The 23,748-nt window shown below is 58.1% G+C and carries 19 protein-coding genes and 1 pseudogene; 14 read left to right on the top strand and 6 right to left on the bottom strand.

Annotation, left to right across the window (positions count from 1 at the left end; genetic code table 11):
- The first annotated feature begins 139 nt into the window (after nucleotides 1–139).
- Together GEV01_RS19405 and GEV01_RS19400 are read left to right on the top strand one after the other, a co-directional pair.
- Nucleotides 140–493, top strand: coding sequence for a hypothetical protein (locus tag GEV01_RS19405; RefSeq protein WP_152807229.1), 354 nt, complete (start codon nucleotides 140–142; stop codon nucleotides 491–493).
- A 1,471-nt stretch (nucleotides 494–1,964) separates the two neighbouring features.
- On the top strand, nucleotides 1,965–2,171 hold the full coding sequence (locus GEV01_RS19400) for a hypothetical protein (protein ID WP_152807228.1): 207 nt from the start codon (nucleotides 1,965–1,967) through the stop codon (nucleotides 2,169–2,171).
- Nucleotides 2,172–2,500: 329 nt separating this feature from the next.
- Here GEV01_RS19400 and GEV01_RS19395 read toward each other — a convergent pair whose 3' ends face one another.
- The 3 genes from GEV01_RS19395 to GEV01_RS19385 all read right to left on the bottom strand — a co-directional run bounded on the left by GEV01_RS19395 (nucleotide 2,501) and on the right by GEV01_RS19385 (nucleotide 5,002).
- Nucleotides 2,501–3,706: an IS110 family RNA-guided transposase gene (locus tag GEV01_RS19395; RefSeq protein ID WP_152807227.1), complete on the bottom strand. Its 1,206-nt coding sequence runs from the start codon at nucleotides 3,704–3,706 to the stop codon at nucleotides 2,501–2,503.
- Between the two features lie 616 nt (nucleotides 3,707–4,322).
- Nucleotides 4,323–4,523: a helix-turn-helix transcriptional regulator gene (locus GEV01_RS19390; RefSeq protein WP_152807226.1), complete on the bottom strand. Its 201-nt coding sequence runs from the start codon at nucleotides 4,521–4,523 to the stop codon at nucleotides 4,323–4,325.
- Nucleotides 4,524–4,648: 125 nt separating this feature from the next.
- Nucleotides 4,649–5,002: a hypothetical protein gene (locus tag GEV01_RS19385; RefSeq protein ID WP_152807225.1), complete on the bottom strand. Its 354-nt coding sequence runs from the start codon at nucleotides 5,000–5,002 to the stop codon at nucleotides 4,649–4,651.
- A gap of 271 nt (nucleotides 5,003–5,273) precedes the next feature.
- Here GEV01_RS19385 and kleE point away from each other — a divergent pair.
- The 6 genes and pseudogenes from kleE to GEV01_RS19355 form a co-directional block, all read left to right on the top strand.
- Nucleotides 5,274–5,576 (top strand): annotated as a pseudogene (gene kleE, locus GEV01_RS19380) (KleE stable inheritance protein); the annotation flags it as partial.
- 68 nt (nucleotides 5,577–5,644) lie between these two features.
- Nucleotides 5,645–6,658 (top strand): ParB/RepB/Spo0J family partition protein, encoded by a 1,014-nt coding sequence (locus GEV01_RS19375; protein WP_152807223.1) that lies wholly within the window; start codon nucleotides 5,645–5,647, stop codon nucleotides 6,656–6,658.
- A 121-nt stretch (nucleotides 6,659–6,779) separates the two neighbouring features.
- Nucleotides 6,780–7,124, top strand: a complete 345-nt coding sequence (locus tag GEV01_RS19370) for a KfrB domain-containing protein (protein ID WP_175023143.1) — start codon at nucleotides 6,780–6,782, stop codon at nucleotides 7,122–7,124.
- Between the two features lie 214 nt (nucleotides 7,125–7,338).
- Nucleotides 7,339–10,182, top strand: coding sequence for a type VI secretion system Vgr family protein (locus tag GEV01_RS19365; RefSeq protein ID WP_152807222.1), 2,844 nt, complete (start codon nucleotides 7,339–7,341; stop codon nucleotides 10,180–10,182).
- 26 nt (nucleotides 10,183–10,208) lie between these two features.
- Nucleotides 10,209–12,560, top strand: a complete 2,352-nt coding sequence (locus GEV01_RS19360; protein ID WP_152807221.1) for a M23 family metallopeptidase — start codon at nucleotides 10,209–10,211, stop codon at nucleotides 12,558–12,560.
- Between the two features lie 2 nt (nucleotides 12,561–12,562).
- The gene (locus tag GEV01_RS19355) at nucleotides 12,563–13,078 is read left to right on the top strand and encodes a hypothetical protein (RefSeq protein WP_152807220.1); all 516 of its coding nucleotides are present in this window, start codon (nucleotides 12,563–12,565) and stop codon (nucleotides 13,076–13,078) included.
- A gap of 34 nt (nucleotides 13,079–13,112) precedes the next feature.
- Here the strand turns inward: GEV01_RS19355 and GEV01_RS19350 are convergent, their stop codons facing one another.
- From GEV01_RS19350 to GEV01_RS19340, 3 genes are read right to left on the bottom strand one after another with little or no spacing between them, the layout of a single operon-like run.
- Nucleotides 13,113–13,547 (bottom strand): conjugal transfer protein TraM, encoded by a 435-nt coding sequence (locus GEV01_RS19350; protein WP_152807219.1) that lies wholly within the window; start codon nucleotides 13,545–13,547, stop codon nucleotides 13,113–13,115.
- A complete protein-coding gene (locus GEV01_RS19345; RefSeq protein WP_152807218.1) occupies nucleotides 13,547–14,272 on the bottom strand; it encodes a nucleotide-binding protein in 726 nt (241 codons plus the stop codon). The genes GEV01_RS19350 and GEV01_RS19345 overlap by 1 nt, the downstream gene beginning before the upstream one ends.
- A complete protein-coding gene (locus GEV01_RS19340) occupies nucleotides 14,272–14,715 on the bottom strand; it encodes a TraK family protein (protein WP_235914445.1) in 444 nt (147 codons plus the stop codon). The genes GEV01_RS19345 and GEV01_RS19340 overlap by 1 nt, the downstream gene beginning before the upstream one ends.
- Nucleotides 14,716–14,995: 280 nt before the next feature.
- Here GEV01_RS19340 and traJ point away from each other — a divergent pair, with 280 nt between their 5' ends.
- Genes traJ through GEV01_RS19310 form a run of 6 tightly spaced genes read left to right on the top strand, consistent with a single transcriptional unit; the run spans nucleotide 14,996 to nucleotide 23,697 of the window.
- On the top strand, nucleotides 14,996–15,376 hold the full coding sequence (traJ, locus tag GEV01_RS19335) for a conjugal transfer transcriptional regulator TraJ (protein WP_152807216.1): 381 nt from the start codon (nucleotides 14,996–14,998) through the stop codon (nucleotides 15,374–15,376).
- Between the two features lie 26 nt (nucleotides 15,377–15,402).
- A complete protein-coding gene (gene traI / locus GEV01_RS19330) occupies nucleotides 15,403–17,793 on the top strand; it encodes a TraI/MobA(P) family conjugative relaxase (protein ID WP_152807215.1) in 2,391 nt (796 codons plus the stop codon).
- Nucleotides 17,790–19,691, top strand: a complete 1,902-nt coding sequence (locus GEV01_RS19325) for a type IV secretory system conjugative DNA transfer family protein (protein WP_152807214.1) — start codon at nucleotides 17,790–17,792, stop codon at nucleotides 19,689–19,691. The genes traI and GEV01_RS19325 overlap by 4 nt, the downstream gene beginning before the upstream one ends.
- Nucleotides 19,688–20,248 carry a conjugative transfer signal peptidase TraF gene (gene traF / locus GEV01_RS19320; protein ID WP_152807213.1) on the top strand — a complete coding sequence of 187 codons (561 nt, stop codon included), beginning with the start codon at nucleotides 19,688–19,690 and terminating at the stop codon, nucleotides 20,246–20,248. The genes GEV01_RS19325 and traF overlap by 4 nt, the downstream gene beginning before the upstream one ends.
- Nucleotides 20,249–20,251: 3 nt before the next feature.
- Nucleotides 20,252–20,485: a conjugal transfer protein TraD gene (locus GEV01_RS19315; protein ID WP_152807212.1), complete on the top strand. Its 234-nt coding sequence runs from the start codon at nucleotides 20,252–20,254 to the stop codon at nucleotides 20,483–20,485.
- Entirely contained in the window at nucleotides 20,482–23,697 is a 3,216-nt protein-coding gene (locus GEV01_RS19310; RefSeq protein WP_456239007.1) for a zincin-like metallopeptidase domain-containing protein, read from the top strand. Before GEV01_RS19315 ends, GEV01_RS19310 begins: the two co-directional genes overlap by 4 nt.
- Nucleotides 23,698–23,748: the final 51 nt, after the last annotated feature.

Genomic DNA, 23,748 nt, shown 5'->3' with positions numbered 1-23,748 from the left:
TCAGTCAAAAAAAGCCGTCGCCAAGATGAGTATTGAGTTAATCATCATGTGGGGTAAAAAAGCGGCGACAAAGGCAAGAAACTTGGATGCCTTTAGCCAAATGAGAAAAAGTATCGTAAAAACATAAAACGACCAGACCGTGCCAAAGAACCATAATGGTGAGATAAAACCATGTGCTGCACCAAATAACACAGCCAAAATCGTTGCGCACGCCGATTTATTAATTCCTATATTCCTTAGCAAGATCGCTAAGGCACCGAGTATTAAGGTCTCAAAAAGAGGAGCAAGCAATCCAACACCTAAAAAATTCAGAATTGTTAGAGTTTGTGCTGGGGCATTCAAGCTTGAATTATGGAAAAATAAAGAAGAGCTTACTATTGCGGTGGCATATAGTAGGAGAGACGGAATGAGCGTAAAAGGGATAGCAGAAAAAGTTGTCGAGAATAAACTGGACCTTCCGCTCTTGTCTAACCGTTTTGAAACAATATTATAAATTACTTCCATAGTATAAATTAGAAAATAGTAATCGATAAGAACATCTTCTTTGAGTCGGAAATGTCGCAAGTTTAACAGCGATTCCTAACCTAAGATGTTAGCCCATAAACTCACCCCTCTCTATGTTTTCGAGGAGCGCTAATACCGCTTTGGATTGGGGCGCGATGTTTCAAATCCTTCAATGTTTGTAGCAGGGAAAAAACTACTTACTTTGAGAAGGCTAAACAGTGCGCTTAGAGAAAAATCCGATGAGCTTTAGTGGATATGGTTTTGCAGGCCGACCGAATCGCATCATCATCCATGCGACTTAATGGAGGAATTACTGTACCTTTCAAAATCTCTGATGCCCTATATGAATTTATAAGATGAAAGCTTTATGTTATTAAGCTGAGCTTATCCAATTTTTCAATTTTTCAATAAGAAAAAATAGTGTGAAGAAACATGCGCTAATAAAAAAAGCTTTAAAAAAATTTAATGAACCATGAAAAGTCAAATCGTAAATCACAGATCCAAGTGCTGTAGCAATAAAGGTTTTTATATTTTTTTTCAATTATTTCTCCTCTCGGAGCCAAATAAAACATGGCGATGAGATATCAATGGGAATACTAAATCTAAGGAACTCGTATTTCGCGCCTTGTTTTATATTGCTAAAAGTTCATGAGATGTGTGTGCTTGATGCTTGATGCTAGAGGCAAGTGGTATAAGCGGTAGCGTAACCCAGATGTTTGGACTTGTGCAATATATTCGACTTTTAGCGAAGCTTCGGGAACCCCGGGAGAAACCACAACTCTGTCACGATGTCGAAGATCTGACGCTGACTCTGCCCCGATACTGATGATCAAATACGGCCAGTTTGCTGACCAAGAATGTGGAGCGAAGTTTAACGAGTTCGATGCGCTACGGACGCTGGAGCAGCGTGTCGACTTCGCTCCGCTCGCTGCGGCTGACGCCACAAGCGTTACATCTTAACTTGAATGTCGCCGCCTACAACTTGCAACGCTATCCCTACCGAGAGTCACCGGTATCGTGGCGCTGTAAAGACTAACGTCCTTCCGCACGGCCGAAATTGCTGCCCTGGACAAAATCTACAGAATCAGATCCGGGTAACGGCAGCGCCTCCACTCGCCGCGCAACTCTTTCAGCGTTCAACCCAGAATCTTCGTTTATTCGAGGCCCTGAGCAAAAGTCAAGTCGTTAGAATTGGATAGAATTGGTTTGTCGTTAGAATTGGATAGAATTATCTGGCCGTTAGAATTGGATAGAATTATCAGGCAGTTATAATTGGATAGAATTTCAAAATCAGAACGACAATGAGAATATTACATTTGTAAGATAAGCTAAATTGGAAACTTTTATTTTGTTTTAGCAATTTTAGTTGACAAAATAAAATATCTTATACAGACTCTCTTCGCGGCCTCTAATTAAGGCTGCGTATTACATGCTTTATTTCTGAAATCTTTGGAGGAAAAATGAAAGAATTGACACAAGCTGAAATCGAAGTAGTTTCTGGTGGTCGTTCTCTTGCAGGGGACATTGTCGTTGGCGCCCTCGGTAGCGCTTTATTTGAAGGCGTAAAAGCTTACGCTGGTTGGCTGGCCAATACCGGTCGTAGTAACGTCGGTATGCACATGACCCCGGAAATGACCGCCATAAACGGCGGTAATATGGGCGCCTAATCGCCTGTCTAATATGTGGATTCAATAGCAACACTGGCGGACAGCGAAGTGGACGCGACCGAACAAATCATTCGGCGTTACGTTGAAGGGAAACCAGCTTGCTGCAGGAAGAACGGCACCTTCAGGTGCCGTTTTTTATTTCAGTTCAATAATCGAGATTAGATGTGATTCCATCTGCCGCTTTTCTATCCTTCGCTTGCAGAATCCAACGGTTAGGTTTTGTTCCAGACGAACTACTATTCCAGCTGCATAGGCTTGCTAACAGTCATAATCAATCGTCCGGTCGATCACGTGTTTGACAAAAAGGGGGAGTGTCCCTATGTCCTTCGTCAAGCAGTTGTAAGCGGCGCGGAGCAATAAAGTATTCCGTCTCGCATCATGGCGTACATCACGTCGCAGCGACGCCTGGCGAGAGCGATCAGCGCTTGGTTGTGCCGTTTGCCTTGGCCGATCTTTCTCGCATAGTAAGCTCGCGAGACAGGGTCTCGCAGCGCCCCAAACGCCGGCAAGAACAATGCTCGTTTGAGCACCTTGTTCCCGCGTCTTGATGGATGTTTTCCGCGAATCGAAGAGCCTGATCGACGTGTGACCGGGGCCAGTCCAGCATAAGCGGCGAGGTGAGCGGCCGAGGCAAACGCTTTAGCAGCGACCTCTGTCAGGAGTCGGGCAGCGGTCCTGACGCCGACTCCTGGCATGCTGGTCAGGACCGAGTAAAGAGGGTGCGCTTGCACCAGTCGCTCAACTTCCTGGGCGACTTCATCACGCTGACTGCGTAGGGCCGCGAGCTGGTGTGCCAAGCGCGGCAAGACAATCGTGGCGGCGTTCGTTCCTGGCACAATCACCGTTTGCTCGGAAAGAGCCAAGCAAATTTCATGGGCCAAGCCGTTGCCCATTCTCGGCGCGAGCTTGCTGAATTTGTTCGCTAGGCTCTTCTCGCTGACGGCAGCAAGGCTAGCCGGTGAGGGATGCCGCTGCAGCAGATCCAGCACAGCCGGGTGGTCAAGCCGTGGGCCAAGTACACGCTCTAGTGCAGGATGGATTTGTGTCAGAAGTCCGCGAATACGGTTACTTGTCTGTGTAATTTCATCGGCCAGATCATCGTCACAGCCGCACAGCATGGTCAATTCCGCCAACTGTTCGTCATCGAGGCGAAGTGAACGCAGCGCATGTGGCATAGAGCGTGCCGCTTCGGCGATGATGGCGGCATCTCGCGCGTCGGTCTTGGCTTCGCCTGCGTGCAACTCCGCAATTCGGCGCATGGCAAGGCCGGGAAGATAAGCCACCAGGATACCCTCAGCTCTGGCGACGGTCACTGGCAATGCTCCGATGGTTGTAGGCTGATCAACGACCAGCAGCAGTTTGCCATGTTCCTTGAGACTGGAAATCAGTGCGCGCAGTCTCGTTTCGTCATTCGGCAGGGCTTTATCGAATAAGCGTTTGCCGACTCTGCTAAGTGCAACGGCATGGTGTTCGCCTTTGCCAACGTCAACGCCAATAAAAACGTCTACAGCATCGTAATGTTCAATCGCGTTCATGCGACCTCCCGCTACAAGAGGTTCTAATGGCCAAGGGCTTACGGCAGCAGGTCTCGGCATCCACGTTACGGATGGCCTCAGGCTTTTCCTGGAGCAAGTCCCTATCAGCGATCACCAGCCACCCACCAAGTTCGGTGACAACACCCCCCGGATCATGGACGACTGGGTGCAACAATCATGCCGAACTTGGCTGGCCAAAACCTTGAGGATCAAGGTCTGTATATAGTAACGGGGCGTTAAGAACTAAACAAGTCGACAGGGTCGACCACTAATGCCGCAGCAAGCTTTTCAACGTTGTCTCAGCGAGGCTACATTTTCATCCGCTGATAACTGCTGCTTGGGCCGAGCGGCCATGCCATTCAACAGCCATCCTACCGACTTTCTAACTCAAGCGATGGCAATGCTGTAGCCTGCCCCGCTGGTGAAAACGGATAGTTGTCTGCTTTAATCATCCAGCATACCGACGCTCACCTATTGAAAAAATGAAAATTTTGGTTTGAAAAAAACGTACAACAAGAAACGTTGAGCTTATCCAGGAATAAATAGCTCGCTGCTGCTGATCGATTTGATGCAATGCGTTGATCGCTGACCGATGAGAAGGCCCCTCGTCACTTGCCTATCTGCGACTGGCCTTGATGCAGCCTTCCGCCCACTGGATCACCTCGCTCCATATCCAGGCGGAGGAGCGTCCGCGCAGCTTGACTGGTGCGGGGAACTCGCCTTTCTTGATGGCGTCGTAGATGCTGCTTCGCGACATTCCGCAAATCGCGAGCACTTCCTTTATGCGGATTAAGCGCAGGTCGTGTTGGTAAATCATGGGCCGCCAGTCTTGGTGCGGCGTCGGTGGTGCCCCTGCAGAAACTTGGTTGCGCAAGCTGCTGTCCACCGGCGTACGCGCGGGCGTCCGACTTTCTTGTTTACTGGGGATCAAGTTGGCCACCTTTATCCCGGCGTGTGAGTCTCTGCATCACTGTGGACACATTGCGACTGAACGGCCTTACGGATGGCATCCATCATGTGATGCACCGCGCGTAGCGGAACGACCTCACGTTCCGCGCGCACGGGCCTGATCTCGTTGGCGTAGTTGGTGCAGACGTGCGTCATATCCTCTTCGCGCACTACTGCCAGCGCGTAGATTTCGCCATCGGATTGCGTCAGGAGTGCGCCGCCGCTGCCGGAGTGGATGGCATCGTCGACTGCGTCACGCAAGGCGTACAGTGCCGCCAGATCGCCGACTAACGCGCCGATGTCCTCGTAGCGGGATGGGACAAGAATATGCAAAATCAGCTCGCTCATGTCTTCCTCCAATTATTTTTGAAATTCGATATTTCGAAATTCATGATCGAGTATGTCGTTGACCGGATTGAGAGGCAAATAGAACGCGACCCTGATGTCGAATAGATCAATGTTCGACGGCGGCGCGGTGGCGTGTGACTTTAGCGGCTAAAACATTCGCCAGCCGTCGACCGGCGACGCAGCGCTGCCCTTTGATGCTGATCAAAGCGTGGATGTCTGACGGTGTGAGGATGGCTCTGACGCTGCAAAAAAACTGACGAGGGAGAGGGCCATGGGAAGGATCTTTCAATTTCCGACGCAGCCCAGAATGCGTGCCCGACAAACTTATGCGCCCCGCAAGGCTGATGCCAGCAAACCGAGGTCTGCCCTGAGCGAAAATCTAATCATCCAGATACTTGCTGGCGTGATTGTGTTTGTGGCGATCTGCACCTGGCCAATTTTGCGATGGCTGCTGTGCGCAGATTTGATTGTCCAAGTCCTCCGTATGGCTTTTCTCAGCGGCTGGGCAAGTTTTGCGGCTTTTTTGCACATTTTGTTTTTGGGCGTCTTGGTTTACGTGATCTTGTTAGTAGTACCGGCGTCACCTAAATGAACGACATAAGGTTCGGTCTCTTCAGGGAGTAGCATGACGGATTTTTTTAGATGACCGGCGCTATCAAAGAACGACGCGGCCCTAATGCCGTGCTGCGAAAGCTGCCGGCCCGTTCGGCGGGTAGAGGTGACATCGTGGCTGGCAAAGAGGGATCGCCAACGGCAGAGACGGCACATGGTGGGCCGCTCATGCTACGGCTCGACCTGATCGATGAAGACCCCCTTCAGCCGCGTACGAAAAATAATCCAGGCTTTTCCCCATCAAGTCTCACCGAGCTCTCCGCCGCGATCCTGCTGCGCGGCGTGAAGACGCCTATCTCCGTGCGTCCGAACTTTGACATCCCTGGACGTTTTCTGATCAATCACGGCGCCCGTCGCTTCCGTGCGTCGCGTCTGGCCGGGTTGACGCACATTCCCGGTTTCATTGACTCGAATTATAGCCAGGCCGACCAGGTTGTCGAAAACCTGCATCGTAATGAACTGACGGCGCGAGAAATCGCCGACTACATTGGCCGCGAACTGGCGAAGGGTCTGCGCAAGGGAGAAATCGCCCGGCAAATCAGCAAGTCTGCGGCGTTCGTTACGCAACACGCGGCGCTGCTAGACCTGCCGGAAGCGATTGCGGCAGCCTTCAACACGGGGCGCGTGCGCGACGTCACCTTGGTCAACGAATTGATATTCGTTCATCGCAAGGCACCGGCTGACGTGTCGGTCTGGCTGGCGGATGAAACGCAGGAAGTGACAAGAAGTTCCGTGCGCATGCTGCGAGCATTCATTGAGCAAAAGCTGGAACGACGTCAGCCTTCCGGTGCAACGGAGGGAGACGCGCCGTTGTTTGTGATCGCCGGAAAGCAAAATGATGCGAGTGACGGATCAGGGATGTCACAGTCTTTGCCGTGGGTGAATCCGGTGCTGGCGATACGGCATCAAGGCAGGGAAGGGCGGCTCCTGGTTCGGCGACGCCCTTCTTCTGCGGGCAAGGCCTGGTTGCGGTACGACGACGATTGCGCGTTGGTGGAGGTCGATCTTATCGACGTTCAGCTCATAGCGTTGGTGGAGGGCTAAAAATGCATGAGAACCATTGTATACAGATTTTGAATCGGGCCATGCCGCCTCTATCCTTGGCGCATGTCCCGATGATGAAAAGGACTGGCCACATGACGATCCTTAAGCGGGGACGTAGGTAATGAAGCAACGCATATTAGTGATGAATGGGCAGCGTATAGTCCAGAGCGAGTTCGACAATCAATGGACCACCACCAAAGTTGGCAAGGCCGGTCAACTTCAGCCCGGCATCTACAATCTTAGCGCGGCTGTTCCTGCCAGTAAGGACAAGACCTACGATGGCGTCGTGCTGCACTGCGATCAGGAGCATCTCTACCAGCAGGTAGGCAAAATCTGCATTCGTCACTCAGCCCATGATTTTTCGAAATTGCCAGCGATTGGAACTCATGCCGCTATTCGGTATGACGCCAATCAGGGTACAGCGGCTCAGGAAGGTGTCAATCGCGGCCGGGGCGTCAAACGGTAAGGTCCGCGCGCTGACGGCGAGGTCTGACGCCATTTAGTTCCGTCTTCAACGAAAGCGCTAAACGCGTGGACGCTAGAAAGCCACGTGGCCGAAGCAGAACAATTTCAATCGTGCGCCCTTGCTGAAAGCAAAATCGTCCTGTTTAATGTTGCTTGTCAATAAATAAATTCTGCAACTTCAGCAATGATAGATGCAACGTTATCCAGGCAAGCACATGAGTATCGCTTTACTTGAACAAATCACGACTGCCCTCGCGCAGTTTTCCAGCGCCACGCGGTTGTACGCGTTGAAGCTGGGTGACGATGGCGCTGACCTGGGTTCAGGAGGCTTGCTGGTGGAAGCCTTTTCCGCAGACGACATGGTGCAGGGTATCGGCGCGCGTGACATTATCGTGCTGTCGACCAACGCGCACTTGGAGCTTGCGCAGCTGCTGGGTAAGCCGGCCAGCCTCGAAGTGAGCCTGGTAGATGGCAGCAGAACCACCTTCAGTGGCGACATCACCCAGGCTGCCATGCTAGGCAGCGAAGGCGGTCTGGCGCGTTTCCGCCTGCGGCTGACGCCGTGGCTGTGGCGCCTGAGCCAGGTGCGCAACAGCCGCGTATGGCAGGACAAGACGGTGATTGAGATCGTCGAAGCGGTGTTCGCCGCCTATCAACCGCTGGCGCAATGGCGCTGGAGCGAAGAGGTCGACAGCTTCCTGGCCGACGTCTCCGCACGCAGCTATTGCTGCCAGTACCGCGAATCCGACTACGACTTCGTGCTGCGTCTGCTGACCGAGGAGGGCCTGGCCTGGCGCTTCGAGGAAACCGAAGACGGCTTGAACATGGTGCTGTTCGCCGACAGCAGCCAGCTCGGCGCCGTGCCCGAGGATGCCAGCAGCGCAGCCGGCGGCGGCATCCGCTTCCATGGTGTGCGCGCCGGCGAGAAGCAGGACACGATACAGGCCTTGCAGGCAAGACGTAGCGTGACGGCGACGTTGACGACCTTGCTGAGCTACGACTACAAATCCCGCAAAGCCGTCGCCGCCAGTGCGCCGTCCCAGCAGCAATACAAGAAACTGCCGCAGCTGGAAAGCTACGATGTGCCCGGACAATATGCGTACGCAAGCGGTGACCAGGCGCAGCACTACGCCTTGCTGCAGATGCAGGCGCGCGAGGCGCGCAGCCAGCAATGGCGCGGGCGCTCGACGGTGCGCACCCTGGCGGCCGGGCGTCGCATCAACGTCACGCAGGGGCCGCTGGCTGCCGCTGACGGTGCGGAGACTCCGGCTTATGCGGTGCTGCGCGTCACCAGTGTTGGCGTCAACAACCTGCCGTCGCCGGCCTCGCATGGGCTGGCCGAACTGTTCGGGCCGATTCCGGAATTGCTGGAGGAATTGGCGCCGGCGTATGACGACGATTTCGCATTGGTGATCGAGCAGGCGCGGCAGACCGGCTACGCCAACAGCTTTGAAGCGGTCGCCGCCGATGTGATCTGGCGTCCGCAACGGCCGGACAGCGATGGCCGCAACCATCACAAGCCGACCGCGTCGGGCGCGCAAAGCGCCATCGTCATCGGTCCCGACGGATCGGACCAGCCGGCCGGATCGGACGAGCTCCATTGCGACGCGCTGGGCCGCGTGCGCATCCGCTACCACTGGCAGGACAGCGGCGACGCGACCTGCTGGGTGCGCGTTGCGCAGCGTTCGGCCGGCGGCGGCATGGGCAGCCAGTTCCTGCCGCGCGTGGGACAGGAAGTGCTGGTGCAGTTCATCGAGAACGATATCGACCGGCCCGTCATCCTCGGCGCCTTGTACAACGGACAGGGCGAGGGCGGCGTGGCGCCGACCCCGGCGGGACAGGCGGGCGGCGACAGCCAGGCTGCGCTGTTCAATCCGGCCAGCGACCATGCACCTTCGGCGCAGGGTAATCTGGCGGCGGGCAACAGTCCCTTGTGGCACGGCGCGTCCGCCGATACGGCCGGCCATGGTAACGCGGCTGCGCAGTGGGGCGTGCGCAGCAAGGAGTTTGGCGGGACGGGGTACAACCAGCTGCTGTTCGACGACACCGATTCCCAAGGGCGCGTGCAACTGCGCTCGACGCACGCCGCCAGCGAGTTGACGCTGGGCCATCTGATCCATAGCGCGGACAATTATCGCGGCAGTCTGCGCGGGCAGGGCGCCGAGCTGCGCACGGATGCTTATGGCGCGGTGCGTGCCGGCGCCGGGCTGCTGGTTTCGAGTTATACGATCAGCCACAGCGCCAGCGAGCGTGAGCCGATGGGTGACAACACGGCTGGTATCGCGCTGTTAAAGCAGGCAGTGCAGTTGGGGCAGACCTTCAGCGAGGCGGCCAAGACGCATGAAACGGTTGCGCTGGCTACGCATATTGGCGCAACCAAAGCCGATAAGAGCGCGCTGGACGACAAGTCGGCGCCAATGAAGGCGATGCTGGCTGCGGTGTCGGGTATGGTTGGCAACCGCACTGTTGATGCGGCCAGGGCCGACGCTGGTAGCAAGAAAACAGCGCCGGGTGATGATCAATTGCCGCACGCCAGCTCGCCGATTATCGCGCTGAGCGGCAAGAGCGGCATTGGTGTCACCGCAGGACAGGCTGTGCAGTTGGTCAACGGCGAAACGATCTCGCTGATGAGCGGTGGCGACAGCCAGTTCGTCACCGGCGGCCAGATGCGCGTCCACAGCGGTCAGGCGTTTGGCGTGCTGGGCGGCGCGGTGAAAGCGGGAGAGGGCAACTTCGGCGTGCAGCTGATAGCGGCCAAGGACGCCATGGAGATTCAGGCGCAGGCCGACAATTTGAAGGTGCAAGCGCGCGACGAAGTCAACGTTATCACCGCCAATGGCGGTGTGGACTGGGCGGCAGCCAAGAGTATCAGCTTGTCGACAGCGGGCGGTGCGAACATCACCATTGAGGGCGGCAATATCACGGTGCAGTGCCCAGGTAAGCTTACCATCCACGCCGGCACGAAGAGTTTCGCTGGTCCGCAGCGCTTGGCATACCCGATGCCATCATTACCGCGTGCGGACTTTGTCCCTAACAAAAAATTCCCTTTCTCTTCCTAATGTTCCAGCAAAATACTATTTGACGCATGATTATCAGCCCTCCATTTTTGCCAACCCGAGCCGCCGGCGCGAGCGATGCGGATTACATCGCTGAGGCGATGCCTGCTGCGGCCGTCAACTGTCCCGGCACCAGCGTGCCGGAGGGCAGCTTTCCGGTTAGCCTGAAACTTGGTTGGCATGGCGGTAGCCACCTGCATGCGCCCACTGCGGGATCGGGTGTTTTACCTGTTCGCGCCGTGGCAGATGGAGAGATCGTTTATGCCCGGCGGCCTACCGCGCAGGTCAACGACGCTGCGCATCCATTGAATTACAACCCTTATGGCAACTCACCATCATGGACTGACGATGGCATGGTTGTCATCCGTCACCGCACCGATACCGGATCGGGTGCAAACGCCGAAACGGTGGAGTTCTATTCCATCTTCGTGCACTTGTCTGCCCTGCGGGGCAATGCACTGAAAGTGGCGCAAGGTACGGCTTCGGCCGCCGAGCACCGGCTGTATCGCAAGGATGAACTGGGCGCCGCAGGCCGTATCTATGGTTCGGCCGACCACCTTCATGTCGAAATTGTGTGTGACGATGGCAATTTGAATAAACTAGTCGGGCGCAGCAGCGGTGCGGTGGCGTTGAACGCAGACGGCCGCCATGATGCCGTGTTCGGTGAAGTTTATTTTCATGTTCCGGCTGGAGCTCACCTGTACGCCGACAAGCCAGCAGGTAATGTCACAGCGCCGGCGGCAGAGGCGACGGGAACCACATCGACCGATCTTATTATCGGCATACGCTATGCCAGCGGCGATGGAGCCGCCGCGCAACGAGGTAGCGCATGGCTGACCACTTATAACGCTGACGGTACCGTCATCGGCACACCTATCGAGGATCGGAACGCCGACTATGAGCTGTATGCTCGAGCGAGCGACATAAGTCACGCCTATCCGGAGAGCGCTCGTCCGGCACCTAGTGCCGTGTATGAACTATTGCGCTTTGGCCGCATCCTGAACGCGCCCAATGAGGTGCTGGCGCCAACTGATTGCCCGCATTGGCGCCGAGTTCAAGGTAACACCCAGTCTGGCTGGGTGAATCTCAACGCCGCTGGCGTCCATAAATTCAGCGATGCGGATTTTCCGGGCTGGAAGGGCTGGAAGTTAGTTGATGATGACACCGATGAGGACAGCAGGGCGGAGTCGGCGATGTTGCAAGCCGTGATTGAAGATGCCGCCAATGCCGATGGCCGCTTGTCACGCGAGGAATTGGAGCAGCGCATGGGGTTGCCCGATGTACGTATGGCGCTGTCGCGATGCGTTTGCAAATTTCCAAGTGAGTGGAACCGCGATAGCATCGATGCGCGTTGGGGGTGGTTGCAAGCCGATCCGGATTATGGTGTCACCGGTGAGGACTGGACCAAGTTGCGCTCCCATATTGCAGCATTGACGGTGCCTGCAGCATCACTGCCCGCCGCGTTGGTGGCCGCGCATTGGCACTTTCAACCGCAAGCATTCATTGCCCACTTCCGAAAATGCCAGTGGCTCAGTGCCGATGAATTTAGACAGCTGGTGCCACGGCATGCGATGCGCCGACATGCGGGAACATATTTATGGGAAGCGGTGCAAACCAATCTGGCCTCACCGACCTCAGTGGCCGCTAGCCAGCGGGTGGGCTTGAACCGGATGACGCGTAAATACGGCATCAATTCGCCGCTGCGGCTTGCTTCCTTCTATGGCAACGCGATTCAGGAGACACAATGGTTGGGTGTGCTGTCGGAAGGCAGCGGGTCTACGCTTTGGTATGCCCCGTGGTATGGACGAGGCTTTTTGCAATTGACGAATCCGGAAAACTTTATTAACTATTGGCGTTTTCGAGGCAGGCAGGTTCCGGACACGCTGAAGAATGCTCTGTCGCAGGCATACAGCGCTATTGCCAGTCAGCCGGTGGCACAACGTAGCAATGCCACGCTAAGCGACACGCATTATCCGCAGTTGACGGTGCAAATGCGCGGGTGGCGGGACGAAGTCAAAGGCGTCGCCATGGCAAATTCCACGGACTCCGGTTATGCACCTTCCGATAGCGCCGGTTTCTATTGGGCGAAATTGCGTATGGCGTCTTATGCCGATGTCGACCATGCTCTGTCACGAGTGTCGGTCACAACTAACCAAGGGGCCAAGGTATATTATCGAAGCCCGAGTTTCTGGCGCGCTTCGGCTGCGGTCAATCTTCCAGGCGCTATCAACAATCAATATTCCACGGCCCTGAATGGATTTGATGCACGGTGCGTGGCCTATGCGTATTCGCTCGCACTGTTGTCCGAGACGCTGTTTCCAGACGCTGCGGGTAATCTCACATTGATGTTCCCTGAAGGCTATTTGCCGAGAAGAGGTTAGCTATGAAACGAAATTATCTGCTGTCATTGATCGTCGTGTGTGCCGGGGCGATAGGGTGTCCCCAAGTTGGGATGTCCGCATCACAGGAGCTGACCATACCCAATTTTGATCCGGATAGCCCGGCCTGCGTTGTGAAGCTGCCTGATACGCCGACGCAATGTACGGTGGAGAGCTGTAAGCTGCCGCTGCTCAAAGGTTCTACGCTCGAAGCTTTGCAGCTTAACTTCAGTTGCCTTCCTAAGTCGGCTCCTACTGGATTTGAGAATCCGGCACCGGAGGTGAAAGTACAGTCTATTCGTGCGAAAAATTCTAAGGGTCATGTTTCCCTCATGGATGATGTGCAGTCGGCACCTGCAGAACGATTGCGGGAGTTGAATTTTTGCTTGTATGGGAAATTGAATAATTTTTGTGGGAACGCGAAGGTGCTCCGATTGAAGGACGGCGCCAAGTTGGATGGTACCAACACCGTTAAAGCGTTTATTCAAGGAATGGAACTGCAGAACGAGATATCAAAGTAAAGCGGCGATGACCCGTCACTTCATTCGCACAGCGTTACTTGAAAGACCACACAGCAGCTATGACGGCAACTGTTGTCAAGCACGAAGCGATCAGATTGAGCAACGCTGCCCGATGTGCTTCGCGCGCGTGGTTGGATACTGCAGCTAGCGCGTTATCCAGTTCGGATCGAAAAATCTTGGACGTGGCGCTGGCTCCCTCCTGCAGGACTTGGTCCATCGCGCACTTACTGGCAGCGAGCGCCGCGTTGACAACGCGCTCGGCTTTATCCTTTGCATCGGTTTGCCACCGTAACGAGACACCTTCCAGTTCTTCCTTGAACTGATCGAGTTGTGCTTGCTGTGCTGCCGCGCTGTCTTGCAGTAATCGGTTGTTGATTGTCTGCAGGACGAGGACGGGATCGTCCCGAGCCACGGCGATGCCGTGCTTCGCGGCGATTTCCCGGATTAACTCTTCGATTTGGTCGGCCATCAGATCACCGTCGCTTGGTCAAGTTGTTTGAACAGTAGCCCTTTGATGATCTTGATCCTTTGGCGCGTCATGATGGCGAGCGAGCTCAAAGCCAATGCTTCGTCAAACGTCAATCGTGCCCGCAACATGTCTCCGAGGTCCCGCCCGTAGGTTTCGTCCTTCAATTGCGGGATGCGTGCGATGGCCGAGACCCGGTGCTTGTTGGACAAATACGCTTTCATTTGCTCGAATCCCTTGCCCTCGTGTTCGATCGGCCCCCAGTAGGGGTTGAGCCAGGTCACGAACAACGTCTCGTCGGGGAATTGGCTGGTGAGATGGGCGAAGCCGCTGACCGTATCGAGCAGCGCCTGGCCGCCGGTGATTACCGTGTGCACGACCAGTTCATGTCCCATATCCGCCAACAGGGAGGGGACCTGATTGCTGATCAGGTAGTGCGACAGAGGTACGAAGGAACTGGCGCCGCTGTCGATGACCGCTGCACTGGTCAATGGTGCCAGCATTTCGATTAGCGCATCGAACTTGCGGGAATTGATCTCGTCGTCTTCCATGATCTGCAGGCGCTGTACGTCCAGCGCCTGGTAGCCGTGGAACGTTGAGTTGACCGGATCGATGTCGATGCATGCCGGCTTATCCGCCTTGCTTGCGATGTATTGAGCGAGAACTGTGGCAACTATCGATTTGCCGACGCCGCCTTTTCCCTGCAGGGTTATATGAATTCTGGCCATCACAAGAGCTCCTCTTTTTTTGGTGCAGAGTTGAAAACAAAGCCGGCCGGTTTGGTCGGCTTGACGGTGGGGGACGAGACTGCCCCCTTTGCCTGTTTGTTGCCTGCCTTTGCAGGCTCGTCCAGGAATTTGTGGACGTAGCGTAGAAAGCCTCCGTAGCTGAGTTCTATGCGCTTGGCTTCGCGCAAATTGCTCCAGATGGTCTTGGCTGCATAGCCGGCATCGAGTGCCGCGCGGACATCATCTCGCACCGCCAGGAATGCGACCAGATTATGGTCGCGCATGGCTGCTTCACGGCGCTTAACCCAGGCGCCAAGTTGGTCGGGATAGCTTTTCCCCATGTCGATCTCATCCTGGTATTTAAACGCTACTAAGTGCACATGAGATGAAATTTTCGCGCTACTGAATGCAATTAAACGCAACTGAATGACTACCGAGTGCAACTAACCGCGATTTTCTCGATACTTAACGCGTTTCGATATGTTGGCTCCTTCAGTTGCGTTCAGTTTGAGATTCCGCAAAGGTTAAATCGAAAGCCCGGGCGCACAATTTAGTGGAAAAATGCCCTCGAAAACGCGGGCAGGATATGTGAAGTTAGCTAACCGGCGCGCCGGTTATCTATCTTCACTTCCCTTATTCGCGCCTTCGGCGCTCAACGGGAACCTGCTCTGCGAGGCCAGGCCGCTGCCGCCGCCAAGTGCGCAGACCCAAGGAGTCAACACCATGGAACCAACCAGCAAAGCACCCACCCGGAAAGCGCTGCACCTGCGCGTGCCGGTGCTGCAGGAAGAGGCGCAAGCCATACGCCTGCTGGCCTCCAACGCAGGCCTGCCCGTGGCAACCTACCTGCGCAAGGTCGGCTTGGGCTACCGGGTGCACGGCATCCTGGACCACCGGCGCGTCGAGGAACTGGCGCGCATCAACGGCGATCTCGGACGGTTGGGAGGCCTGCTGAAGCTGTGGCTGACGGACGATGCGCGTACCGCCCGGTTCGGGGAAACAACCATCCTCGCAGTGCTGTCGAAGATCGAGGACACGCAGCGCGCAATGCAGGACATCATGCGCGACGTGGTCTTGCCGAATTCACCGCGCAAACATCTTTAGCGGCTAAAGCGACATGCGGTGCGACCATGATTGCCAAACAGGTCTCGATGCGGGCAATGAAGCGAAGCGACTACGCCAGCCTGGTGCGCTACCTGCTCGATACACAGAACAAGAACGAGCGCGTCGGCGAGGTCCGCGTGACAAACTGCCAGTCCGCCGACCCGGTGATCGCGGCCATCGAAGTGTTGAACACTCAGTCGCTGAATCGGCGTGCCAGCGGAGACAAGACCTATCACCTGGTGCTGAGTTTCCGCGCCGGCGAGCAGCCCGATGCCAAGACGCTGCGTGCGCTGGAGGACCGCGTGTGCGCGGCGCTTGGCTATGCGGAGCACCAGCGCGTGAGCGTGGTCCACCATGACACCGACAACCTGCACGTCCACATCGCGATCAACAAGATTCATCCGGTCAGGCACACCATGCACAGCCCCCACAACGATCACATCACGCTGGGGCGTATCTGCCAGACGCTGGAGCGCGAGCATGGCCTACAGCGCGACAACCACCGCCCCGGCAAGAAGCGCGCGGAGAACCAGTCTGACGACATGGAGCACCACGCGGGCGTGGAGAGCCTGATTGGCTGGATCAGGCGCGGTTGCTGGAGCGAGCTATCGAGCGCCACCAGCTGGGCCTCGCTGCACGAGGTCATGGTGGCCAACGGACTGAGGCTGCATGAACGTGGGAATGGCCTGGTCATCACCGCTGCCGATGGCACAACGATCAAGGCAAGCTCACTGGACAGGCAATTCTCGAAAGCCAGGCTGGAGGAACGGTTCGGCTGCTTCCATGGCGGTCCGGAGGCCAATGGCGAGCGCGAACCGGCCAGACACTATGAGCACAAGCCTTTCCGCTTTCGTGCCGATACGTCAGCGCTTTTCCAGCAGTACAAAGCCCGGCACGATTTCGAAGCGCTGGCGGGCGACCGCGTGCAGGAATGGGAGAGAGCCCGAGAGCGCAAGGCGCAGCGGATCGCCGCCATCAAGCGTCAGGGCAAGCTCAAACGGTCCGTCATCAAGCTGCTGTCGTGCGACAAGGTGAGTAAGCGCATTTTGTTTTCTGCTGTGTCCAGGACTCTGCTATCCGAGATCGAGCAGGCCAACCTCGAGTATTTCAAGGAACGCCAGCGCATCTACCTGAAATACAAGCGCGCGACCTGGGCGGACTGGCTGCATGCCGAGGCCATGCAAGGAAACGACGAGGCCTTGTCAGTGCTGCGTTCGCGCGAGGGCGCGAGCGGGAACGGTATCAATACACTGGCGGGCCGGAGGCCGGGCAAAGCGCAACGCCCGGCCGCCGCAGACGGTCTCACGAAGCACGGCACGATCATCATCTGCGCCGGCAAGACGGTGCTGCGCGACGACGGCGACAAGCTGGCCGTCACGCGCGGCTTCGAGGAGGCGGGATTGCAGGCGGCGTTGCGTTTTGCCGCGGAGCGCTACGGAACGTCCCTGCGCGTTGATGGCACGAACGAATTCCGGGAACGGATCGCGCGCGCCGCTGCGAGCGCCCGGCTATCCATCACGTTCGACGATGCCGCGCTGGAAGCGCGCAGGCGCGAACTCATTCAAGCGACGACCACCAAGGAGGCAAGCGATGAACCCAGACAGCACACACGGCAGGGACGACCTGCTGACAGCGGCATTCAGGCAGATGGAGGAGGGGGAATTGGCACCGCCTCACCAGTCCGAACCACCGGCAGCCGAAAGCCGAACGTTGACGGGCCTGGAAAAGCGCCGCCGCCCCAATCCCAGAACCGTCTGCGAAGGCTGTCCCAACTCGGTATGGTTCGCCTCCCCGGTGGAGGTGAGGTGCTATTGCCGGGTGATGTACCTCGTCACCTGGAGCAGCAAGGACCCGCAGCAGATCACCGCCTGCGACGGCCTGTTTCTGGGGCAGGACAGCTAGCTCGGAAGGCCGGCCGCGCGCAAGCCGGGCACGCGCCGGCGAAAGTCGCGCGATCGCGAATTGGCGTGAAGCCTCCGCCGGCGGGGCGTGGCCGCCTGCGCGAGCTGCACGATCCTGGCGCCGAAGGAGGCGGCGGCCCGATGCTGCAGGCCGACACGAAAAGCACCGCAATGCGCGACCGACAGAAAAACGCTTCCGCCAGCCAACCTGTTCCGCAGCACGAAACCTCAGCAATTGCAGCCTCGGCGAAGTACGCGTTTGAGCGGGAGCAAAGAAGGCGGACTTTGTCCGATATACCGAAACACATTGCCTATGATGGATTTCAAGGCCCGGCCGCTTTCGCCGGACTGCGCACCGTCGATGACCAGCAACTCGCCCTGCTGAACCGTGGTGGCGAAATCATGGTCGTGCCGGTCGATGAAGCGACCGCACGCCGGCTCAAGCGGCTTAAACGCGGCGACGTGGTGACGGTCGCCAGCCATGGCGCCATCAAGACCCAAGGGAGGAGCCGATGAAAGACCGCTTCAACAACGCCGTTGGGCCGCAGGTCCGGTTGCCGGCCAGGCGCACCAAGGTGACGATTCCGATCCTGTCCTTGCTGGTGCTGGGCGCAGGCCTGCAAAGCGCCACGCAATTTTTCGCGCACAGCTTCAGGTACCAGCCGGCGCTGGGCCGTCACTTCCATCAGGTCTTCGCTCCCTGGGACATCTTCAAATGGGCTGCCCGGTGGTACGGCATGTATCCCGATGCGTTCATGCGCGCGGGCAGCGTCGGGATTTGCGTCGCCGGGGGAGGGCTGGCTGCGCTGGTGGTGGTTAAGATGGTGATGGCGAATACCGCGCAGCCGAACGAGTATCTGCACGGGTCGGCACGGTGGGCCAACGTCAAGGATATCCGCGCCGCCGGCCTGTTGCCCAGGACGCGGACTTTGATGCAGCGGCTGTCCGGAAAGCTGGCGCCGAGCCATGGCGGGGTGTATGTCGGCGCATGGATAGACCGGAAGGGCCGCACACATTACCTGCGCCATGACGGTCCTGAGCATGTGCTGACCTATGCGCCGACCCGTTCCGGCAAAGGTGTCGGCCTCGTTGTTCCCACACTGCTGTCATGGAGCCGGAGCGCCGTCATCACGGACCTGAAGGGCGAACTGTGGGCGCTGACGGCGGGTTGGCGCCAGAAGCACGCGCGCAACAAGGTGCTGCGCTTTGAACCTGCGACTGCGAGCGGCAGCGTTTGCTGGAATCCACTGGACGAGATACGGGTTGGGACGGAGCACGAAGTTGGCGACGTGCAGAATCTTTCGACGCTCATCGTCGATCCTGATGGCAAAGGGCTGGAGACCCACTGGCAGAAAACCAGCCAGGCGCTGATCGTCGGCGTGATCCTGCACGCGCTGTACAAGGCGCGCGCCGAGGGGACGCCTGCCACGCTGCCGGCGGTCGATGCCATGCTGTCGGACCCGAACCGCGCGATCGGCGAACTCTGGATGGAAATGATCACGTATGCCCATGTCGATGACAAGAACCATCCCGTGATCGGTTCTGCGGCGCGCGACATGCTGGACCGGCCGGAGGAGGAAGCCGGATCGGTCCTGTCCACCGCGAAGTCCTATCTCTCCCTGTACCGCGACCCCATCGTGGCGCGCAACGTGAGCAAGTCCGAATTCCTCATTCAGGACCTGATGCACCACGACAGCCCCGTGAGCCTGTATATCGTGACGCAGCCCAATGACAAGGCCCGGCTTCGGCCACTGGTGCGGGTGATGGTCAACATGATTGTGCGCCAGTTGGCGGACCGGATGAATTTTAGGGAAGGCCGGTCCATCGCCCATTACAAGCACCGGCTGCTCGTCATGTTGGACGAATTTCCCAGCCTGGGCCGGCTCGACATCATGCAGGAGTCGCTGGGCTTCCTGGCCGGCTATGGCATCAAATGCAATCTGATCTGCCAGGACATCAACCAGTTGAAGAGCCGCGAAAACGGCTATGGCCACGACGAGAGCATTACGTCCAGTTGCCATATCCAGAATGCCTTTCCTCCGAATCGCATCGAGACGGCGGAGCATCTGTCCAAGCTGACGGGCCAGACCACGGTGGCGAAAGAGCAGATCACCACCAGCGGCCGGCGTACCAGCGCGCTGCTTGGCCAGGTGTCGCGGACGATACAAGAGACGCAGCGTCCCTTGCTCACGCCGGACGAGTGCTTACGCATGCCAGGCCCGGTCAAGGACGCCAACGGCGACATCACGCGGGCGGGGGACATGGTGATCTACGTGGCCGGCTATCCGGCGATCTATGGCCGGCAGCCGCTCTACTTTCAGGACCCGGTTTTCAAGGCGCGCGCCGCTGTTCCCGCGCCGGAAGCGAGCGACAAGCTGCGCGCAATGTACGACATGGAGGGAATCAAGCTATGAAAGGCCTCGCTAAGAAAGCTGGAATCGCTATCGCCGTCAGCGCGCTGGCGCTGCTGATCCAGGGCGCCTTCCTGTACATGCTTGGTGCGCGCATCAACACGACGCTGAGTATTCCTGTGGGCCTGTACTGGCGCGTCAGCGATCCGGTGACGAAAGGGCGTTACGTGATGTTTTGCCCGCCGCCGCTGGAAGTGTTCGATAAGGCGAAAGCGCGCGGCTACATCGGCGCGGGCTTTTGCCCCGGCGGCTATGGCTACATGATGAAGCAGGTCGCCGCTACGACGGACGACAGGGTGGAAGTGCATAGCGATGGCGTCCGCATCAACGGCCGGCTGCTCGACGACAGTGCTCCGCTGCGGGCCGACAGCGGAGGGCGCGTGATGCCGAAGTTTCAGGCGGATACCTACGTCTTGAGCGAACACCAGCTGCTGCTGATGGGCGACTGCAACGCGCGCTCGTTCGATGCGCGCTATTTCGGCCCCGTGCAGCGCCGCCAGGTGAAGGAAGTCATCACCCCGATTTTCACCTGGGGCCAACCAACCAGGACTGCGAGGTAGCCAATGAGCGAATCCAACAGAACGCCCGCTGCCGGTGTCGCCGGCGCCGATCCGGTGACGGAGGCGGTACTCAACGAAAAGCTGGCGGATGCGCAGACGCCAGGCTTTTGGGCTGAATTTGCGCCTGACGAAGCCGAACTGGCGGGGGCGTTCGAGGAGGCCGCGCTGGAAGAGGGCGATGCGGCGGCAAGCGATATCGACTCGCCCTCGCTGGAGGAAAACAATGCGAAGGAGTGACGATCATGAACGAAATGACCAGGTCATTTGTGGAAATGGTGGCTGACAGGTTGATCGAGCAGCTTAAGGAAGGTGTCGCCCCTTGGCAGAAGCCTTGGCAGCCCGGCGAGGCGGAAGCGTCGATGCCGACCAATCCGGTGACGGGCAACCGCTACAAAGGCATCAATGCGCTGCATTTAATGAGCCAGGACCGCGTCGACCAACGCTGGATGACCTACAAGCAGGCCGAGTCGATCGGCGCCCAGGTCCGCAAGGGTGAAAAAGGCACGCCGATCCAGTACTGGAAGTTTAGCGAGGAGCAGACGCTCACTGACGCGAACGACAAGCCGCTGCTGGACGCCGACGGTAAGGCCGTCAAACAGACGGTCAGGCTGGAGCGCCCGTCGCTGTTCATGGCGACCGTGTTCAACGCCGAGCAGATCGACGGCTTGCCGCCACAGATACCCCGCAAGGAACAGAGCTGGACTGCCAGCGAACGCGCCGAGGGTATCCTGAAAGCAACCGGGGCGGCGATCCTCCACGGAGAGCAGGACCGGGCATTTTATCGACCCGCGACCGATACCATTCATTTGCCGAACAGGGAACAGTTTGACAGCGCCGACCGATACTACGCGACCGCCCTGCACGAACTGGGGCACTGGACCGGCCATCCGTCCCGCCTTGACCGGGACCTGGTCCATCCGTTTGGCAGCGAAGGCTACGCACGCGAGGAATTGCGGGCCGAGATAGCCAGCATGATCGTCGGAGATGAATTGGGCATCGGCCACGATCCCAGGCAGCACGCGGCCTACGTTGGCTCCTGGATCAAGGCGATAAAAGACGATCCGCTGGAGATCTTCCGCGCGGCGGCCGATGCGGAGAAGATCCAGGACTATTTACTCGGGCTGGAGCGCAGGCAGATGCAGGAACACGACGAGGCGCAAAAGGTGGCGGACTTCATCGGAATGAATCAGAGACTACCGCCCGGCGCGGTTGTGCAGAACACGCTGGACGCCGAGCCGGAACTGAAATCCATTCTGGCGGATGAAGCGAAGATGAAGGCGCTGGATGAACGGGTCAATGCGCTCCTGCAGGGCGTCAACCGCTCGTATATCGACGAGACCCGGGCGGTGATCGCATCGACGCTGGCGCAAGCCGATGATCGGGATTCGTTTATCGCGTCGGAGTCGCTGCGGGCGGCCTACCCGGCGGTGCCCGATGCCGACATCGATGACGCGCAGATGGTCGCGGACTTCATCGCGGCCAACATGACTGTGCCGCCGGAGACTGTATCGGCTAACACGCAAGCCGCGCCGCCGGTATTGACGGCGATACTCGCCAGCGGCGCGCGGATGAAGGCGCTCGACACGCAGGTCGATCAGCTGCTGCACAATCTCAATCAGGCGTCCATCGACGAAACCCAGTTGATCATCGCGTCGACGCTGGGGCGCGGCGACACGCTCCAGCGCGCGGCAGCCTCCCTCACACGAGCAGGCACGGAAAGCCTTCCCACGACCAGCTCGGGCGAGACGGTCGTGGACGGGGAGACGGGGGACATGCGCCAGTCGATCGACGCGCCGTCGGACGGGAACGAGCGTGAAAAGGCCGCAGAGCTGGCGCGGCTCCGCGAGGAGGCCGTGAAGCATGATCCGCAGAGCACCGACGAAGATATCGCGGCTGCACGCGAGGCGCGCAAAGACGCGGAGTTCAATGCGACCCTGACTGATGCCGATCTGGTGCGCCGGATCGCGGAACTGGAACGATTCCGTTTGCTGGGTCAGCAGACGCCGGCTGGCGTGCCGACCTATCTGTCCGTGGCATACCAGGACAAGGACGAGGCCAAAGCGCTTGGGGCAAAATGGGATCGTAGGGAGCAGGCGTGGTACGTGCCGGCCGGCGCTGATCCTGCGCCGTTCGAGAAATTCGCCCGGCAAGGCCCTAAACAAGCGCCAGGCGGGCCTGAAGCCGAAGGAATGAAGTTACCCACCGGCGGCGCGGATGCAGCGCTGGCGGGCCGCATTTACCTCGCCGTGCCATATGGCGAGCGCCATGCCGCCAAAGCGGCCGGCGCGCACTGGGATAAGGCCGCCAAGTCCTGGTATGCGGGACCTGCGGCAAATATGGGAAAGCTGGGGCGGTGGAAGGTCAATAACGTGTCCATTCAGCAGAATCCTGCCATGACCCCTCGCGATGAATTCGCCGAGGCGCTAAGAGCGGTCGGGTGCGTGGTGGGCGGCGACCATCCGATCATGGACGGGCAAAGGCACCGGATCAGCGTGGCGGGAGAAAAGCATAGCGAAAAAGCCGGCTCTGGGTTCTATGTCGGCCATCTGGACGGACATCCCGCAGGCTACATCAAGAACAACAAGACCGGCGTGGAGATGAACTGGAAGTCGAAAGGGTACACGCTTGATCCGGAGCAGAAAGCCATGCTGTGCGCGCAGGCCGCGACCAGGCTGCAGGAGCGCGGCGAGGAGCAGACACGCCGATATGCGCAGACGGCTGACCGACTGGCGCGGCAGACGGCCAAACTGGTGCCTTTAACGAAACCGACGCCCTATCTGCTCGCCAAAGGTCTGGAAGCGATGCCGGGCGTGTTCACCGACCGGACAGGAAAAACGACATATGTTCCCGCCACCGATGCCGATGGCAAGCAGTGGACGACGCAATACATTCAGGAAGATGGCTCGAAGCGGTTTGCCAGGGACAGCCGGAAAACGGGATGCTTCCACGCCGTGGGAGGGATCGATGCGCTGGCCAGGGCGCCCGCGCTGGTGATCGCGGAGGGATACGCCACCGCCGCCAGCCTTGCGCGCTCGCTTGGCCACGCCACGGTCGCGGCCTTCGATTCCGGCAATTTGCCGGCCGTTGCGACGGCGCTGCATGCAAAGTTCCCGGACAAGCCGGTGGTGATCGCGGGCGATAACGACCTGCACCTGCAGGCCACCCAAGGTATCAATCCAGGCAGGAAGAAGGCGCAGGAGGCTGCACGGCTAACCAGTGGCCGCGTCGTGCTGCCGGTCTTCGCGCCCGGCGAGATCGCAAAGAATCCCAGGGACTTTACTGACTTCAACGACCTTGCCAATAAGAGCAGGCTTGGGGAGGAGGGACTGGGCCGGCAGGTTCGGCCAGTGGTCGCCGCCGCAGTGGAAAAGCATCGGGCAACGACAGAGCAGGAGTCCCAGGATCTGCGGCACTCGCTGGGGCAACGGCACACCATGAAGATCGGCTAGCCGACGGAATACAGGCCAGGTATTCCCATCCTGTTGAAGCAACGTGTTTCT

The sequence above is a fragment of the Rugamonas rivuli genome (assembly GCF_009380165.1).
GTDB classification, from domain to species: domain Bacteria; phylum Pseudomonadota; class Gammaproteobacteria; order Burkholderiales; family Burkholderiaceae_D; genus Rugamonas; species Rugamonas rivuli.
The sequence above is the reverse complement of the archived record's forward strand: the minus strand, read 5'-3'. Positions and strand labels throughout refer to the sequence as shown.